This is a genomic window from Curvibacter sp. EU05-FHT14A10 (genome assembly GCF_058791075.1).
In genome coordinates, this window is record NZ_JBYTDE010000016.1 from 1 (window position 1) to 12,935 (window position 12,935).

Here is a 12,935-nt window from a genome sequence, read left to right on the forward strand (position 1 = left end):
GGCCAAGTGCTGTGCAAGCCGGGCAGCGTCAAGCCGCACACCCACTTCACCGCAGAAATCTACGTTCTGTCGAAGGACGAAGGCGGCCGTCACACTCCGTTCTTCAACAACTACCGTCCTCAGTTCTACTTCCGCACGACCGACGTGACGGGTGCCATCGAACTGCCGAAGGACAAGGAAATGGTCATGCCTGGCGACAACGTGTCGATCACTGTGAAGCTGATCAACCCCATCGCCATGGAAGAAGGTCTGCGTTTCGCCATCCGTGAAGGTGGCAAGACTGTGGGCGCCGGCGTGGTTGCGACCATCATCGAGTAATTCTTGATAAGAAAATAAGGAGAATTACCATGTCTACCAAGCAAAAGATCCGCATCCGTCTGAAGGCTTTCGATTACAAGTTGATCGACCAATCGGCCGCTGAAATCGTTGATACTGCCAAGCGCACCGGCGCGATCGTCAAGGGTCCCGTGCCCCTGCCGACCCGCATGAAGCGCTTCGACATCCTGCGTTCGCCGCACGTCAACAAGACCAGCCGTGACCAGTTCGAAATCCGTACCCACCAACGTCTGATGGACATCGTGGACCCGACGGACAAGACGGTTGACGCTCTGATGAAGCTCGACCTGCCGGCTGGCGTCGACGTTGAAATCAAGCTGCAATAAATCCAGCTGTACCGGTATCTGCCTGCAGTGATGCGGGTGGATAGCTGATCAAATAATGCGGACTTGTCCTATGGACAAGTTCGCGTTATACTTTTGGGCTCGGCTGCATTTGTAGTCGAGAATTTATCAACTCTCTTTCACACACAAGCGTCGCGGCCAATTGAAGTCGTGGCGGTGGAAGTTTTGGAGAACTACATGAGTCTGAGCAACTCCCTCGGGTTGCTGGGTCGCAAGGTGGGCATGATGCGTCTGTTCACCGATGATGGGGATGCAATCCCTGTCACGGTGGTGGATGTGTCCAACAACCGCGTGACCCAGGTCAAATCCCAAGAGAAAGACGGCTACGTCGCCCTGCAAGTGACGTTCGGCTCGCGCAAAGCATCGCGCGTGACCAAGCCCGTTGCCGGTCACCTTGCCAAGGCAGGTGTTGAAGCCGGTGAAATCATCCAGGAATTCCGCGTGACCGCTGATACTGCTGCTCAGTATCAAGCTGGTGCTGCCGTGCCTGTGACTGCTGTGTTTGCTGTGGGCCAGAAGGTGGACGTGCAAGGCACGACCATTGGTAAGGGCTTCGCCGGCACCATCAAGCGTCACCACTTCGGTTCGCAGCGCGCATCCCACGGTAACAGCCGTTCGCACAACGTTCCGGGCTCCATTTCGATGGCGCAAGATCCGGGTCGTGTGTTCCCGGGCAAGCGCATGTCGGGTCACCTCGGCGTCGATCTGGTTACCACTCAAAATCTCGACGTGATTCGCATTGACGAAGCACGCCAACTGCTCTTGATCAAGGGCGCTGTTCCGGGCTCCAAGGGTGGCTTCGTGACGGTGCGTCCGGCGATCAAGGCCAAAGCTTCCAAAGGGGCGAACTGATGCAGCTCGAACTCCTGAATGACCAAGGCCAGGCTGCTTCGAAGTACGAAGCTCCTGAAACCGTGTTCGGCCGTGACTACAACGAAGACCTGGTTCACCAGATCGTTGTGGCTTACCAAGCTAACGCCCGTCAAGGCACCCGTGCCCAGAAGGATCGTGAGCAGGTCAAGCACTCGACCAAGAAGCCTTTTAAGCAAAAGGGTACTGGTCGCGCTCGTGCTGGTATGACTTCCTCGCCTCTGTGGCGTGGGGGCGGTCGGATTTTCCCGAACCTGCCGAACGAAAACTTCAGCCAGAAGATCAACAAGAAGATGTACCGCGCTGGTATGGCTTCGATCTTCTCGCAACTGGTGCGTGAAGGCCGTCTGGCCGTGGTGGACACCCTGAAGGTGGACGCTCCGAAGACCAAGCTGCTCGCTGCCAAGTTCAAGGCGATGAACCTTGAATCGGTGATGGTGATTGCCGACGAAGTTGACGAAAACCTGTACCTCGCTTCGCGCAATCTGCCGAACGTGCTCGTCGTTGAAGCCCGTTACGCTGATCCGCTGTCGCTGGTTCATTACAAGAAAGTGCTCGTCACCAAGGGCGCAATCGACAAACTCAAGGAGATGTTCGCATGAGCACCGTGAAGTTTGACGAAGGCCGTCTGATGCAAGTTCTCGTCGCTCCCATCGTGTCCGAAAAGGCCACCCTGGTTGCAGAGAAATCCAATGCTGTGACGTTCAAAGTGCTGCAGGACGCTACCAAGCCCGAAATCAAGGCCGCTGTGGAATTGATGTTCAAGGTTGAGGTCAAGGGCGTGTCTGTGGTGAACACCAAAGGCAAGACCAAGCGTTTTGGCAAGTCCATCGGCCGTCGCGACAATGTTCGCAAGGCTTATGTGACCCTGAAGCCCGGTCAAGAGCTCAACCTCTCTGGGGAGGCTGCGTAATCATGGCTGTCATCAAGATGAAACCCACCTCGCCTGGCCAACGTGCCGTGGTGAAGGTGACGCGTGATCACCTGTACAAGGGTGCTCCGCACGCTGCTTTGCTGGAACCTCAATTCCAGAAGGCTGGTCGCAACAACAATGGTCACATCACCACCCGTCACAAGGGCGGCGGTCACAAGCACCATTACCGTGTTGTCGACTTCCTGCGCAACAAGGATGGCATTCCTGCCAAGGTTGAGCGCGTTGAATACGATCCGAACCGCACGGCCCACATCGCTCTGGTGTGCTACGCCGACGGTGAGCGTCGTTACATCATCGCTCCCCGTGGCGTTGAAGCTGGTGCAACTCTGCTGAGCGGTTCGGAAGCCCCGATCCGTGCTGGCAATACGCTGCCGATCCGCAACATCCCCGTGGGTTCGACCATTCACGCCATTGAACTGCAACCCGGCAAGGGTGCGCAGATCGCTCGCTCGGCTGGCTCGTCTGCCACCCTGCTGGCCCGTGAAGGCGTGTACGCTCAGGTTCGCCTGCGCTCGGGTGAAGTTCGCAAGATTCACATCGAATGCCGTGCCACCATCGGCGAAGTCGCCAACGAAGAACACAGCCTGCGCCAATTGGGCAAGGCCGGTGTGAAGCGTTGGATGGGTATTCGCCCGACCGTTCGCGGTGTGGCTATGAACCCGATCGATCACCCGCACGGTGGTGGTGAAGGTCGTACCGGCGAAGGCCGTCATGCTGTCGATCCTTGGGGCAATCTGACCAAGGGTTACCGTACCCGTAACAACAAGCGCACTCAGGTCATGATCGTGTCGCGCCGTAAAAAGTAAGGGGTAACAAATGACTCGCTCTCTTAAAAAGGGTCCGTTTGTTGACCATCACCTGGTTGCAAAGGTTGAAAAGGCCGTTGCTACCAAGGACAAGAAGCCAATCAAGACCTGGTCGCGTCGTTCCATGGTTCTGCCCGAGTTCATCGGCTTGACCATTGCTGTGCACAACGGCAAGCAACACGTGCCCGTGTACGTTACCGACCAGATGGTGGGCCACAAGCTGGGCGAATTCGCCCTGACGCGCACCTTCAAGGGTCACCCCGCGGACAAAAAAGTCCAGAAGAAATAAGGAATGACCATGGAAACACGTGCAGTCCTCCGGGGCGTTCGTCTGTCGGTCGATAAAGGCCGTCTGGTGGCCGACCTGATCCGCGGCAAGAAGGTGGATCAGGCTCTGAACATCCTGACGTTCACGCAAAAGAAGGCCGCTGGCATTGTCAAGAAGGTTCTTGAATCTGCCATCGCCAACGCCGAACACAATGACGGCGCCGACATTGACGAACTCCGCGTCAAGACGATCTACGTTGAGCAAGGTGCCACGCTGAAGCGTTTCACTGCTCGCGCCAAGGGTCGTGGCAACCGCATCAGCAAGCCCACGTGCCATGTGTACGTGACGGTTGGCAACTGAAAGGCTGGTCAGAAATATGGGACAGAAAATCCATCCTACTGGCTTCCGCTTGGCGGTCAGCCGTAACTGGGCCAGCCGCTGGTACGCGAGCAACCGTGACTTCGCTGGCATGCTGGCTGAAGACATCAAGGTTCGCGAGTACCTGAAGGCCAAGCTGAAGAATGCCGCCGTGTCGCGCATCCTGATCGAGCGTCCTGCCAAGAATGCCCGCATCACGATCTTCTCGGCTCGTCCGGGTGTTGTGATCGGCAAGAAGGGCGAAGACATCGAGAACCTCAAGAAGGAACTCGCAACTCGTCTGGGCGTGCCGGTTGCTGTGAACATCGAAGAAGTGCGCAAGCCTGAAATCGATGCCAAGCTGATCGCTGACTCGATCACCCAGCAGCTCGAAAAGCGCATCATGTTCCGTCGTGCCATGAAGCGTGCCATGCAAAATGCCATGCGTCTGGGTGCTTTGGGCATCAAGATCATGTCTTCGGGTCGTCTGAATGGTATCGAAATCGCTCGTTGCGAGTGGTACCGCGAAGGTCGCGTGCCTCTTCACACCCTGCGTGCGGACATCGATTACGGCTTCTCTGAAGCCAAGACCACCTACGGCGTCATTGGCGTCAAGGTGTGGGTGTACAAGGGTGACACGCTGGGTCGCAATGATCTGCCCGCCGTGACTGAGCCCCGTGCTGAAGAAGAGCGTCGCCCCCGTGGCCCGCGTCGTGATGGCCGCCCAGGCGACCGTCCCGGTGCTGATCGCCGTGGTCCCCGTCGTCCGGTCGGTGGCAATACTGCCCCAGCCGACGGCAGCGACAAGCCTGCTGAAGCCGGTGGTGCTGATGCTAAATCTGCCGTTAAGCGCGTCCGCAAGGTCACCGCGCCCGCTACAGCAGCGGACGGTAAAGGAGAATAACTATGCTGCAACCTGCTCGCCGCAAATATCGCAAGGAGCAAAAGGGTCGCAACACCGGTATTGCCACCCGAGGTAACTCGGTGGCTTTCGGTGACTTCGGCCTGAAATCCACGGACCGTGGCCGTTTGACGGCCCGCCAGATCGAGGCTGCACGTCGTGCAATCTCCCGTCACGTGAAGCGTGGTGGCCGCATCTGGATCCGCGTGTTCCCCGACAAACCAATCTCCCAAAAGCCTGCTGAAGTGCGTATGGGTAACGGTAAGGGTAACCCGGAGTACTACGTGGCTGAAATCCAGCCCGGCAAGGTGCTGTACGAAATCGTTGGCGTGCCCGAAGAGCTCGCTCGCGAAGCGTTCCGTCTGGCCGCTGCAAAGCTGCCCTTGCGCACCACGTTCGTGGCACGCATGCTCGGCCAGTAATTCAGGAGAAATCGAAATGACGAAAGCTGCTGAACTGCGCCAAAAAGACGTTGCCGGCCTCGAAGCTGAAGTGAAGTCCTTGCAAAAGGCCCACTTCGGTCTGCGTATGCAAAAAGCCACGCAACAACTGAACAACACGTCGACTCTGCGCACGACCCGTCGTGACATTGCTCGTGCCAAGACCATTCTTGCTGAAAAGCAAGCCGCCAAGTAAGGAGCCAACATGACGGAAGCTAAAAAATCCCTCAAGCGCACCTTGATCGGCAAGGTTGTCAGCGCAAAGCGTGCCAAGACCGTGACTGTGCTGGTTGAGCGTCGTGTGAAGCACGAGCTCTACGGCAAGATCGTGGGCAAGTCGAGCAAGTACCACGCTCATGATGAAGCTGGTACTTATCAACTGGGTGACGTGATTGAGATCACTGAAAGCCGCCCCATCTCCAAGACCAAGAACTGGGTTGCTACCCGTCTGGTTGAAAAGGCTGGCATCGTTTAAGTCTTATTTGACTTTGACGGTGAGAGTTTGAGAAACGACCCACAATGTGGGTCGTTTTTCTTTTTGGGCCGTGTTTTCATGGCCTCCCCCCAGCGCTTAAGGAGCAAGCATGATCAAAGTTGGCGATACCCTGCCGTCCACCACATTGATGGAGTACTCGGAAGTCGAAGGAGAAGGCTGCAGCATCGGTCCGAATCCGGTGGACGTTGCGAACGCCGTTTCGGGCAAGACCATTGCCCTGTTTGCACTTCCTGGTGCCTTTACGCCGACCTGCTCGGCCAAACATGTTCCCGGTTACGTGGAATTGGCAGATGATTTCAAGGCGGCAGGTGTCGATGAAATTTGGTGCCTCAGCGTCAACGATGCATTCGTCATGGGCGCATGGGCGCGCGATCAGAAGGTGGCCGGCAAAGTTCGCATGCTCGCCGATGGCAGCGCCGACTTCGCCAAGGCCACTGGCTTGACATTGGACTTGACCGGCCGCGGCATGGGGCTTCGTAGCAATCGCTATTCGATGCTGGTCAAGGATGGAAAGGTCCAGACTTTGAACATTGAAGCACCTGGAAAATTCGAAGTCAGCGATGCGCAGACCCTGCTCGGTCAGGCCAAAAACTGATAGATTTCAAAGCGTTGCGACCCACCAAGTCCGCAATGAAAAAGGCGCCTATCGAAAGGTAGGCGCCTTTTTTCTCTCAAGATGCCTCAAAGATCTGCCTTGAGATAGTGAGACCCGGCAATAGGGTTGTGATAGTACGGTGGGATTTCGATGAAACCGAGCTCTGCGTAGAGCGCCCTGGCGGACTCCATGTCATCCAGAGTGTCCAACAAGACACAGGCGTAAGCAAGTTGGCGGGCGCTGTCCATGATGGACTCTGCCAACATTCGTCCGAGACCGAATCTGCGAAATGCCTTGCGAACGTACAAACGCTTCATCTCTGCTGCGTTAGGGTAGTCTGCTGCATCCAGCGGGCGAAGCGCACAGCAACCAGCGATCGAGCCTTCTACCAAGGCCAGTAGAAGCGTGCCACGAGGTGCTGCGTACTCACCCGGAAGGTTCAGCAGCTCTTGCTCGAAATTCTGAAAGCAAAGATCTACAGCCAGGCTCGCCGCATACTCGCGAAAGATGTCACGAGCGCACTCGATTTGCTGTGGAGTTTCGCAGACGATGATCTGGATATCGGGACGATTCACGGACGGCGCATCAACAAGCTTTGTTGCATGCATTATGACTTGGAGGACCGACGCGGTCTTCGGTGTCCCGCACACTTGCGAGTGGCCTGTGCGGGCGATAAGGTGTCAGAAACGCGTTTTCAGGCCTCGATCAACAACTTTTCGATCAGCTGTTGAAGCTCATTGAAATCTGGCTCACCGATGTAGCGCTTGACGATCTGCCCCTGTTTGTTGACCAGATAAGTGGTGGGCGTCAGTTGCACATCGCCCCAGGCTTTGGCGATGGAGCCGGTGTTATCGATGGCTACTTGAAAGGGTAGTTGCCGTGTTTGCGCAAAATTCACCACATAGGCTGGCGGGTCATAACTCATGGCCACGGCCATCGTGTTGAAGCCTTGAGGATGGTATTTCTGGTACGTCGCAATCACCTTGGGCATCTCCGCGACACACGTGGTGCAACTGGTTGCCCAAAAGTTCACGAGAGTGACCTGTCCCTTGAGGGACGACGAACTCTTGCTACTACCATCCAGCAGAACAAAAGTGGATTCGGGTGCTTGAACGGGCTTGGCACTCCACCAAGTAGCGCCGATGGCCAACGCCAAAGCGAAGGCGCCAGCCGTCACAAGAATAGCCTTTTTCATATTAAGGATGAACTCCATGCATCGTCGACAGTTTAATTCCAACGCGTCAGCCATGCTTGTCTTGGCACTTGCCGGCGTCTCGGATTTGGCGCAGGCCATCAATCTCTCGGGGCTGAGCAATGCGGATGCTACGGCTGGCCTGAAGGCGACCTTGGAGAAGGGGGCCAGTGCTGCCATCAGTTTGCTCGGGCAAGAGGATGGATTCATGGGCAACCCGAAAGTTCGAATTGGTTTGCCAAAACCTTTGGATGAGGTTGCTGGCATGCTGCGCCGATTTGGCCAAGGCCGCCAACTTGATGAACTGGTCACGGCCATGAATCGCGCGGCCGAACAGGCCATCCCACTTGCCAAAAGCCTGTTGCACGACACCATACAGTCGCTGTCCATCCAGGACGCCAAAAGCATTTTGAGTGGCGGCGACAATTCGGTCACCCAGTTTTTTGAAAGCAAGACCCGTGAGCCCCTCAGTCAGCGCTTTTTACCTGACGTGAGCAAGGTGACAGCCAGGGTCGGGGTCGCAGAGAAATACAAGCAAGTGGCAAGCAAGGCTGCCAGCGTTGGCTTGCTGAAGCAGGAGGATGCCCAGCTTGACACCTATGTCACCGCAAGAGCGCTGGATGGTCTGTATTTGGTGATTGGTGAGAAGGAGCGGGAGTTTCGCAGCAATCCCTTGGCAGCAGGCAGCGCCGTGATCGAAAAGGCCCTGGGTGCGCTCAAACCCTGACTGATGACGCAGGGCGGCGTGTCATGTGTTCTTGCTGAGCAACCTGGCAAGTACAGAAGGCAGCTTGTTGGTGAGGTTGTCCCTGTTGATGCGTTCAATCGCATCGTCAGCCCAACTGGTCATCGTGAGGGAGTGCTGATCATCCGTCACCTCAAGTACCGGCATCTGCGGGTCTGCTGCTAGCAGCTGTCGCCGGATGCTTTCAAGGCCCACACCGTTCAAGCGTTGGTCGAATATCAGCATTTGCGGGCGCTCGGCTTCACAGCGAGCCTTGGCTTGTTCTGGTGAGCTGACGCTCTCGAGGATGACTTGGCCGGAGCGGCACAAGGGGGTCATGACGTCCACCAGACCGGCGTCTGCGGTGACCAGGAGAATGCGTTGACCCGCCGGGAGTCTGGAATGGCTGCTGGCCCAGGAGTCCATGCCGCTGCTCAGGTCCACGGGGTTGGCCTTTTCCAATTGTTTCACCGTGCGCCTGAACTCCAGGACCAAGCTGAGGCTCTGCGCCGACTCGGTGTGTTGAATTGGAATCTGAGCCAGGGACGCCGACTCCACCAGAAGCCACCAGCTCAGACGATAAGGCGCGGGCGCATGGGTATGCTCAGGGTTCGAGTCCGACACCGTGGGGCGGGCTTTGAAGCTCAAAAGTGCATGTTCGGGCATGCTCTGCATTTCAAGCGTGATGTTCAGTCTGTAGCCGGGGCGCGCCATCCATGAAAGCGCTGCGTGCAACACAGTTTCGAGAAGGCTGGGGTCCAGAATCACCTCCACGGCCTGCAATCGATGCACCAGATCGACCGCCCGGCTTTGCAGCATGCCTGCGTTGTCGGCCAGTGCCTGGCGCAATCGGGCGTCGAGTGCCACATGCTCGTGGGATTGCCTGATCGGACTGTGTGCCAGGTGGTCCAACAATTGACTCTGAGCTGCAATGCGCCTGGCCGTGCCCAACGAGCTCATCAACGCATTGACTTGCGGTCGAGACAATTTACCCGTCGTAAGCAATTGCTGGACGATGTGCTCCATTTCAAGCAAAGGGCCAGACAGCTCCGCACCGATGGAGCCTGCCAGCAGGTACTCTGGCCGTGGCGGTGGCGTGGCTCCTGCGTTGGCTTGGGGGGGGCTGCTTTTGACGGGTTCCATTGAAAACGAGCGGTTGGGTCGGCCAGGAAAGGACGGCATCGATCAAGGGTGTCTGGCCGCAGGTTTCAAGGACAAGCGCTTCCATCATCGGGCGTATCCTTCACCGATCAAGTGAACGGTAACACCGATTCTGATCGTTGGGTTTGTGCCATTTGGCAATCTGCACGTCAAGCGCTTGAAACAGCACATTCCTGCAGCACTGCCGTCAACTCCTCGGGTGCACTGATCATCGGGTCGTGACCCGTGGCCATGTCGACACGTCGTGATCCAGGCAGCCAGGCGCCATCCCAAAAGCGAGGATCTTGCACACGGGTACGAATCACATCGATCGTGGCCAGTGTGGGGCGAGTGCAGTTGATGAAGGTTCTCGGCGTTTGAGCCACTCGTTTCGCATCGAATTGCAACGGTGCTTCGTAGGTGTGCCCGGGATGGGGTGTCTGGCGCCGCTTGACCCACTGATAGTCAGCATCTGCCAAGCCGAAAATCGCCGGATCGGGTGCCGGAAAACTGTAATCTGGATGGCTCTGCGCAGCGACCAGTCTGGCCTGTCGCGTGGCGCTGGCGTGGGTCGAACTCCAGCTTTCGCCCACTTTGGGCACCACCGCATCGACGTACACCAGGTGTTTGAGTCGGTGCGGCAGGCGATCTGCCACCGCCGTTCCAAGCATGCCCGCATAGGAGTGCACGACCAACACCACGTCATGCAATTCCTCGGACTCCATGGCGTTCACCACGTCGCTGATGTGGGTCTCCAGGGTGATGGCGGGTGACATCAGATGTGCGCGTTCCCCCAGGCCCGTCAAGGTGACTGCGTGCGCCCTGTGCCCATCGCGAATGAGGGCTTGCGTCACGTGCTGCCAGCACCAGGCGCCATGCCAGGCGCCGTGAACAAGTAAGAAGTGGGCCATGGGTCGATCTCCTGAGCGTCAAAAGAGTGCGTTGCAAACACTGCTTTGCTGAGCAGTGCACCAAGCTGGTGGTGCGGCTGATAATGATGACATGAGTTCACTGAAGTCGATTTGGCCCTTGGGCGTGTTGATGTCGTTGCTGGCCTGCAGCCCGGCCCTCAATTGGCGCAGTGTGCGCATCGACGACCTGTCGCTGCAGGCAGCGCTGCCTTGCAAGCCAGAGCGAGCCGCTCGGCAAGTGCCGTGGGCCGAACAAGCCGTTGACATGAAACTCGTCGGCTGTGAGGCGCGGGGGGCGATGTGGACCATTGCGTCTATGGCGCTACCCCAGAACATGTCTGTCGGCGAGGGCTTGGCCCATTGGAGGCAAATCACGCTGGCGCATCTGCGATCCGACGCTGCCGCAGCAAGCCGTTCGTTTGTGCCCCGGGGCGCCTTGGAGGTACCACAGTCAACAAGGGTGCATGTGCGAGGGCAAACGCCCGATGGGGCCGCACTGGAGGTTGATCTGGCCTGGTTTGCCCGGGTCTCGTCGGGCGGGGCCTATCTTTACCAGGCGGGGGTCTATGCGCCAGCGTCTGAGGCGGAAGGTGCGGAGACGCTTCTGGCCGGACTGCATTTCGAGTGAGGTGCTCTTGAACACAGCACTCAAGCGCGGTCGCTTGATCGCCATCTTCCTGGCATTCGCATTTGCGTATTTTTTCTCGGCACTCATCCGGGCGGTCACGGCCACTTTGTCGCCGGTGCTCACCCAGGAACTGGCTTTGCAGGCGCGTGATCTGGGGCTGCTTGCCGGTGGCTACTTTCTGGGCTTCTCCGTGACCCAGCTTCCCCTGGGTGCCTGGCTTGATCGGCATGGACCACGCAAGGTCATCTTGTGCTTTCTTTCCCTGGCCGTATTGGGTTGTCTGGCCTTCTCCATGGCGACCAGCTTCACGGGCTTGATGGCCGCCCGTGTGTTGTGTGGCGTGGGTGTCAGCGCCTGCCTGATGGCACCGCTGACGGGCTTTCGGCGCTGGATGGCGCCTCAAACCCAGTTGCGGGCTAACTCGTGGATGCTGATGACGGGATCATTTGGCATGGTGGCCTCCACCTTGCCTGTTCAGTGGTTGCTGCCGCAAATCGGTTGGCGGCCTCTGTTCTGGGGCCTCGCCGCATTGACCGCTCTGGGCATGGTCTTGATCGCTTGGCTGGTTCCTCATTGGCACTCAGGCCAGCTCGTCAGGCCGGTTGAGGTGGGGGCTCAGCCGCCTGTCATGCCGAAGGGCTACGCAGCCGTTTGGTCAGATCCTTATTTCAGAAGAATGACCCCCATCGGCTTCTTCAGTTACGGCGGCATGGTGGCCATTCAGACGCTGTGGGCGGGCCCCTGGATGGTGAAAGTGGCTGGCTACAGTGCGGCCGAGGCCGCCACGGGCTTGTTTGCGATCAATCTGTGCATGCTCTGCACCTTCTGGTCTTGGGGCATGTTGACCCCCTGGCTGTTTTCAAGGGGCGTTTCGGTAGACCGGCTCATCACCTTTGGACTGCCGGCCAGCCTGCTGACCTTGTCGGGCATTCTGTTGGCGGGTGAGCGTGCCGGGGCTGCGGCCTGGGCTTTGTTCTGCGTCACTTCAACTGTGATTTCGTTGGCCCAGCCGGCCGTGGCTTTGGCGTTTGCACCGGCATTGGCGGGGCGTGCGCTGTCCGCCTACAACCTGGTGGTCTTTGCCGGCGTCTTTGTCTTGCAATGGGGGATTGGCCTGGGGGTGGACCTGTTCTCCTCGCTGGGCTTTTCATCAGTCGATGCATTTCGTGCTGCCATGGGGGTATTCCTGTCCCTCAGTGTCCTGAGTTACGGCTACTTCCTGGCCCTGAAAAGCCATAATGCACGGCAACCAAATTCCCCATGAGCAACAGTATTCTGATCATCGCCCACGCGCCCTTGGCCCATGCCTTGCGTCAATGTGCGCTGCACGTGTTTCCAGACTGCGAGCGTGACATCGTCGCCGTCGACGTGCAGCCCAACATCTCTCCGGAAGAGACCTTGGCTACTGCGCGCATCGCGATGACTGAGCTTTCAGCCCGTGACACGCTGGTGCTGACGGACGTGTTCGGTGCCACGCCTTGTAACGTGGCCCAGCGGCTGGTGGATGGCGTGCATTCCCGGCTTGTGGCCGGTGTCAATTTACCCATGCTGCTGCGCACGGTGACGTATCGGCATGAATCCCTGGATGCCCTGGTGTCCCGGGCCGTGGTGGGTGGCACGCAGGGCGTCCTGCAGGTGGCCATCACGGCGCCCCAGAACCAGGCAAGGAGAAGAAATGATCAAATCCACCACGACCATCAGCAATAAGCTCGGCCTGCATGCGCGGGCCTCGGCCAAGCTCACCAAGCTCGCAGGCAGTTTCCCCTGCGAAGTCTGGATTTCCAAAGGTGAGCGCCGCGTCAATGCCAAGAGCATCATGGGTGTGATGATGCTGGCAGCCGGTCTGGGCAGCACGGTCAGCCTCGAAACCGAGGGGCCGCGAGAGCAAGAAGCCATGGACGCCTTGTTGGCGTTGATGGCCGACAAATTCGGGGAAGGCGAGTGAGCTGCCCGGGGCATCTCCCGGACTCACTTTCCCTGCAACGGAGACATC

22 protein-coding genes are annotated in these 12,935 nt (G+C 58.1%); 18 read left to right on the top strand and 4 right to left on the bottom strand.

From position 1 onward, the window contains the following. From AC3WUT_RS23970 to AC3WUT_RS24030, 13 genes are all read left to right on the top strand, one after another. A partial coding sequence (locus AC3WUT_RS23970; protein WP_492349587.1) for an EF-Tu C-terminal domain-related protein occupies positions 1–318 on the top strand: 318 nt, incomplete at its 5' end. A gap of 29 nt (positions 319–347) precedes the next feature. Further along, positions 348–662: a 30S ribosomal protein S10 gene (rpsJ, locus tag AC3WUT_RS23975; RefSeq protein ID WP_019575636.1), complete on the top strand. Its 315-nt coding sequence runs from the start codon at positions 348–350 to the stop codon at positions 660–662. Positions 663–857: 195 nt separating this feature from the next. Next, positions 858–1,532 carry a 50S ribosomal protein L3 gene (gene rplC / locus AC3WUT_RS23980; RefSeq protein WP_492349588.1) on the top strand — a complete coding sequence of 225 codons (675 nt, stop codon included), beginning with the start codon at positions 858–860 and terminating at the stop codon, positions 1,530–1,532. After that, positions 1,532–2,152, top strand: a complete 621-nt coding sequence (rplD, locus tag AC3WUT_RS23985; RefSeq protein WP_019575638.1) for a 50S ribosomal protein L4 — start codon at positions 1,532–1,534, stop codon at positions 2,150–2,152. The genes rplC and rplD overlap by 1 nt, the downstream gene beginning before the upstream one ends. Continuing rightward, positions 2,149–2,463, top strand: coding sequence for a 50S ribosomal protein L23 (gene rplW, locus AC3WUT_RS23990; RefSeq protein WP_019575639.1), 315 nt, complete (start codon positions 2,149–2,151; stop codon positions 2,461–2,463). The genes rplD and rplW overlap by 4 nt, the downstream gene beginning before the upstream one ends. 2 nt (positions 2,464–2,465) lie before the next feature. Then, entirely contained in the window at positions 2,466–3,290 is an 825-nt protein-coding gene (gene rplB / locus AC3WUT_RS23995; protein ID WP_492349589.1) for a 50S ribosomal protein L2, read from the top strand. 10 nt (positions 3,291–3,300) lie between these two features. Continuing rightward, positions 3,301–3,579: a 30S ribosomal protein S19 gene (gene rpsS / locus AC3WUT_RS24000; protein WP_027476201.1), complete on the top strand. Its 279-nt coding sequence runs from the start codon at positions 3,301–3,303 to the stop codon at positions 3,577–3,579. 9 nt (positions 3,580–3,588) lie between these two features. Further along, positions 3,589–3,918 carry a 50S ribosomal protein L22 gene (gene rplV / locus AC3WUT_RS24005; protein ID WP_019575642.1) on the top strand — a complete coding sequence of 110 codons (330 nt, stop codon included), beginning with the start codon at positions 3,589–3,591 and terminating at the stop codon, positions 3,916–3,918. Between the two features lie 16 nt (positions 3,919–3,934). Further along, positions 3,935–4,819 (top strand): 30S ribosomal protein S3, encoded by an 885-nt coding sequence (gene rpsC / locus AC3WUT_RS24010; RefSeq protein ID WP_019575643.1) that lies wholly within the window; start codon positions 3,935–3,937, stop codon positions 4,817–4,819. A gap of 2 nt (positions 4,820–4,821) precedes the next feature. Beyond that, positions 4,822–5,238 (top strand): 50S ribosomal protein L16, encoded by a 417-nt coding sequence (rplP, locus tag AC3WUT_RS24015; protein WP_019575644.1) that lies wholly within the window; start codon positions 4,822–4,824, stop codon positions 5,236–5,238. Positions 5,239–5,254: 16 nt separating this feature from the next. After that, entirely contained in the window at positions 5,255–5,452 is a 198-nt protein-coding gene (gene rpmC / locus AC3WUT_RS24020; RefSeq protein ID WP_273925273.1) for a 50S ribosomal protein L29, read from the top strand. 9 nt (positions 5,453–5,461) lie between these two features. Further along, entirely contained in the window at positions 5,462–5,731 is a 270-nt protein-coding gene (rpsQ, locus tag AC3WUT_RS24025; RefSeq protein ID WP_019575646.1) for a 30S ribosomal protein S17, read from the top strand. Between the two features lie 109 nt (positions 5,732–5,840). After that, entirely contained in the window at positions 5,841–6,347 is a 507-nt protein-coding gene (locus AC3WUT_RS24030) for a peroxiredoxin (protein WP_492349590.1), read from the top strand. Positions 6,348–6,433: 86 nt separating this feature from the next. Here the strand turns inward: AC3WUT_RS24030 and AC3WUT_RS24035 are convergent, their stop codons facing one another. Further along, entirely contained in the window at positions 6,434–6,922 is a 489-nt protein-coding gene (locus AC3WUT_RS24035) for a GNAT family N-acetyltransferase (RefSeq protein ID WP_492349591.1), read from the bottom strand. A 119-nt stretch (positions 6,923–7,041) separates the two neighbouring features. Beyond that, on the bottom strand, positions 7,042–7,542 hold the full coding sequence (locus AC3WUT_RS24040; RefSeq protein WP_492349706.1) for a TlpA family protein disulfide reductase: 501 nt from the start codon (positions 7,540–7,542) through the stop codon (positions 7,042–7,044). Between the two features lie 16 nt (positions 7,543–7,558). Between AC3WUT_RS24040 and AC3WUT_RS24045 the strand changes: the two genes are divergently transcribed. Beyond that, positions 7,559–8,266: a DUF4197 domain-containing protein gene (locus tag AC3WUT_RS24045; RefSeq protein WP_492349592.1), complete on the top strand. Its 708-nt coding sequence runs from the start codon at positions 7,559–7,561 to the stop codon at positions 8,264–8,266. Between the two features lie 21 nt (positions 8,267–8,287). On the opposite strand, the gene AC3WUT_RS24050 is transcribed toward AC3WUT_RS24045, so the two are convergent. Together AC3WUT_RS24050 and AC3WUT_RS24055 are read right to left on the bottom strand one after the other, a co-directional pair. Next, positions 8,288–9,289 (bottom strand): hypothetical protein, encoded by a 1,002-nt coding sequence (locus tag AC3WUT_RS24050; protein WP_492349593.1) that lies wholly within the window; start codon positions 9,287–9,289, stop codon positions 8,288–8,290. 284 nt (positions 9,290–9,573) lie between these two features. Beyond that, complete coding sequence (locus AC3WUT_RS24055) at positions 9,574–10,314, bottom strand: alpha/beta fold hydrolase (RefSeq protein ID WP_492349594.1); 741 nt, start codon at positions 10,312–10,314, stop codon at positions 9,574–9,576. Between the two features lie 91 nt (positions 10,315–10,405). On the opposite strand from AC3WUT_RS24055, the gene AC3WUT_RS24060 reads away from it, so the two are divergent. From AC3WUT_RS24060 to AC3WUT_RS24075, 4 genes are read left to right on the top strand one after another with little or no spacing between them, the layout of a single operon-like run. Beyond that, the gene (locus tag AC3WUT_RS24060; protein WP_492349595.1) at positions 10,406–10,942 is read left to right on the top strand and encodes a hypothetical protein; all 537 of its coding nucleotides are present in this window, start codon (positions 10,406–10,408) and stop codon (positions 10,940–10,942) included. Positions 10,943–10,949: 7 nt separating this feature from the next. Further along, positions 10,950–12,206 carry an MFS transporter gene (locus AC3WUT_RS24065; RefSeq protein ID WP_492349596.1) on the top strand — a complete coding sequence of 419 codons (1,257 nt, stop codon included), beginning with the start codon at positions 10,950–10,952 and terminating at the stop codon, positions 12,204–12,206. Continuing rightward, a complete protein-coding gene (locus AC3WUT_RS24070; protein ID WP_019575655.1) occupies positions 12,203–12,649 on the top strand; it encodes a PTS sugar transporter subunit IIA in 447 nt (148 codons plus the stop codon). Before AC3WUT_RS24065 ends, AC3WUT_RS24070 begins: the two co-directional genes overlap by 4 nt. Beyond that, complete coding sequence (locus tag AC3WUT_RS24075) at positions 12,618–12,887, top strand: HPr family phosphocarrier protein (RefSeq protein WP_019575656.1); 270 nt, start codon at positions 12,618–12,620, stop codon at positions 12,885–12,887. Before AC3WUT_RS24070 ends, AC3WUT_RS24075 begins: the two co-directional genes overlap by 32 nt. Positions 12,888–12,935: the final 48 nt, after the last annotated feature.

Excerpts from the sequence above, each read along its gene's own strand:
- rpsQ (WP_019575646.1), top strand. The coding sequence starts at position 5,462 with ATGACGGAAGCTAAAAAATCCCTCAAGCGCACCTTGATCGGCAAGGTT.
- AC3WUT_RS24040 (WP_492349706.1), bottom strand. The coding sequence starts at position 7,542 with ATGAAAAAGGCTATTCTTGTGACGGCTGGCGCCTTCGCTTTGGCGTTG.
- AC3WUT_RS24055 (WP_492349594.1), bottom strand. The coding sequence starts at position 10,314 with ATGGCCCACTTCTTACTTGTTCACGGCGCCTGGCATGGCGCCTGGTGC.
- AC3WUT_RS24060 (WP_492349595.1), top strand. The coding sequence starts at position 10,406 with ATGAGTTCACTGAAGTCGATTTGGCCCTTGGGCGTGTTGATGTCGTTG.
- rpmC (WP_273925273.1), top strand. The coding sequence starts at position 5,255 with ATGACGAAAGCTGCTGAACTGCGCCAAAAAGACGTTGCCGGCCTCGAA.
- rplW (WP_019575639.1), top strand. The coding sequence starts at position 2,149 with ATGAGCACCGTGAAGTTTGACGAAGGCCGTCTGATGCAAGTTCTCGTC.
- rpsJ (WP_019575636.1), top strand. The coding sequence starts at position 348 with ATGTCTACCAAGCAAAAGATCCGCATCCGTCTGAAGGCTTTCGATTAC.
- AC3WUT_RS24030 (WP_492349590.1), top strand. The coding sequence starts at position 5,841 with ATGATCAAAGTTGGCGATACCCTGCCGTCCACCACATTGATGGAGTAC.
- rpsC (WP_019575643.1), top strand. The coding sequence starts at position 3,935 with ATGGGACAGAAAATCCATCCTACTGGCTTCCGCTTGGCGGTCAGCCGT.
- AC3WUT_RS24075 (WP_019575656.1), top strand. The coding sequence starts at position 12,618 with ATGATCAAATCCACCACGACCATCAGCAATAAGCTCGGCCTGCATGCG.
- rplP (WP_019575644.1), top strand. The coding sequence starts at position 4,822 with ATGCTGCAACCTGCTCGCCGCAAATATCGCAAGGAGCAAAAGGGTCGC.
- AC3WUT_RS24050 (WP_492349593.1), bottom strand. The coding sequence starts at position 9,289 with ATGGAGCACATCGTCCAGCAATTGCTTACGACGGGTAAATTGTCTCGA.
- rplV (WP_019575642.1), top strand. The coding sequence starts at position 3,589 with ATGGAAACACGTGCAGTCCTCCGGGGCGTTCGTCTGTCGGTCGATAAA.
- rpsS (WP_027476201.1), top strand. The coding sequence starts at position 3,301 with ATGACTCGCTCTCTTAAAAAGGGTCCGTTTGTTGACCATCACCTGGTT.
- AC3WUT_RS24070 (WP_019575655.1), top strand. The coding sequence starts at position 12,203 with ATGAGCAACAGTATTCTGATCATCGCCCACGCGCCCTTGGCCCATGCC.
- rplB (WP_492349589.1), top strand. The coding sequence starts at position 2,466 with ATGGCTGTCATCAAGATGAAACCCACCTCGCCTGGCCAACGTGCCGTG.
- rplD (WP_019575638.1), top strand. The coding sequence starts at position 1,532 with ATGCAGCTCGAACTCCTGAATGACCAAGGCCAGGCTGCTTCGAAGTAC.
- AC3WUT_RS24045 (WP_492349592.1), top strand. The coding sequence starts at position 7,559 with ATGCATCGTCGACAGTTTAATTCCAACGCGTCAGCCATGCTTGTCTTG.
- rplC (WP_492349588.1), top strand. The coding sequence starts at position 858 with ATGAGTCTGAGCAACTCCCTCGGGTTGCTGGGTCGCAAGGTGGGCATG.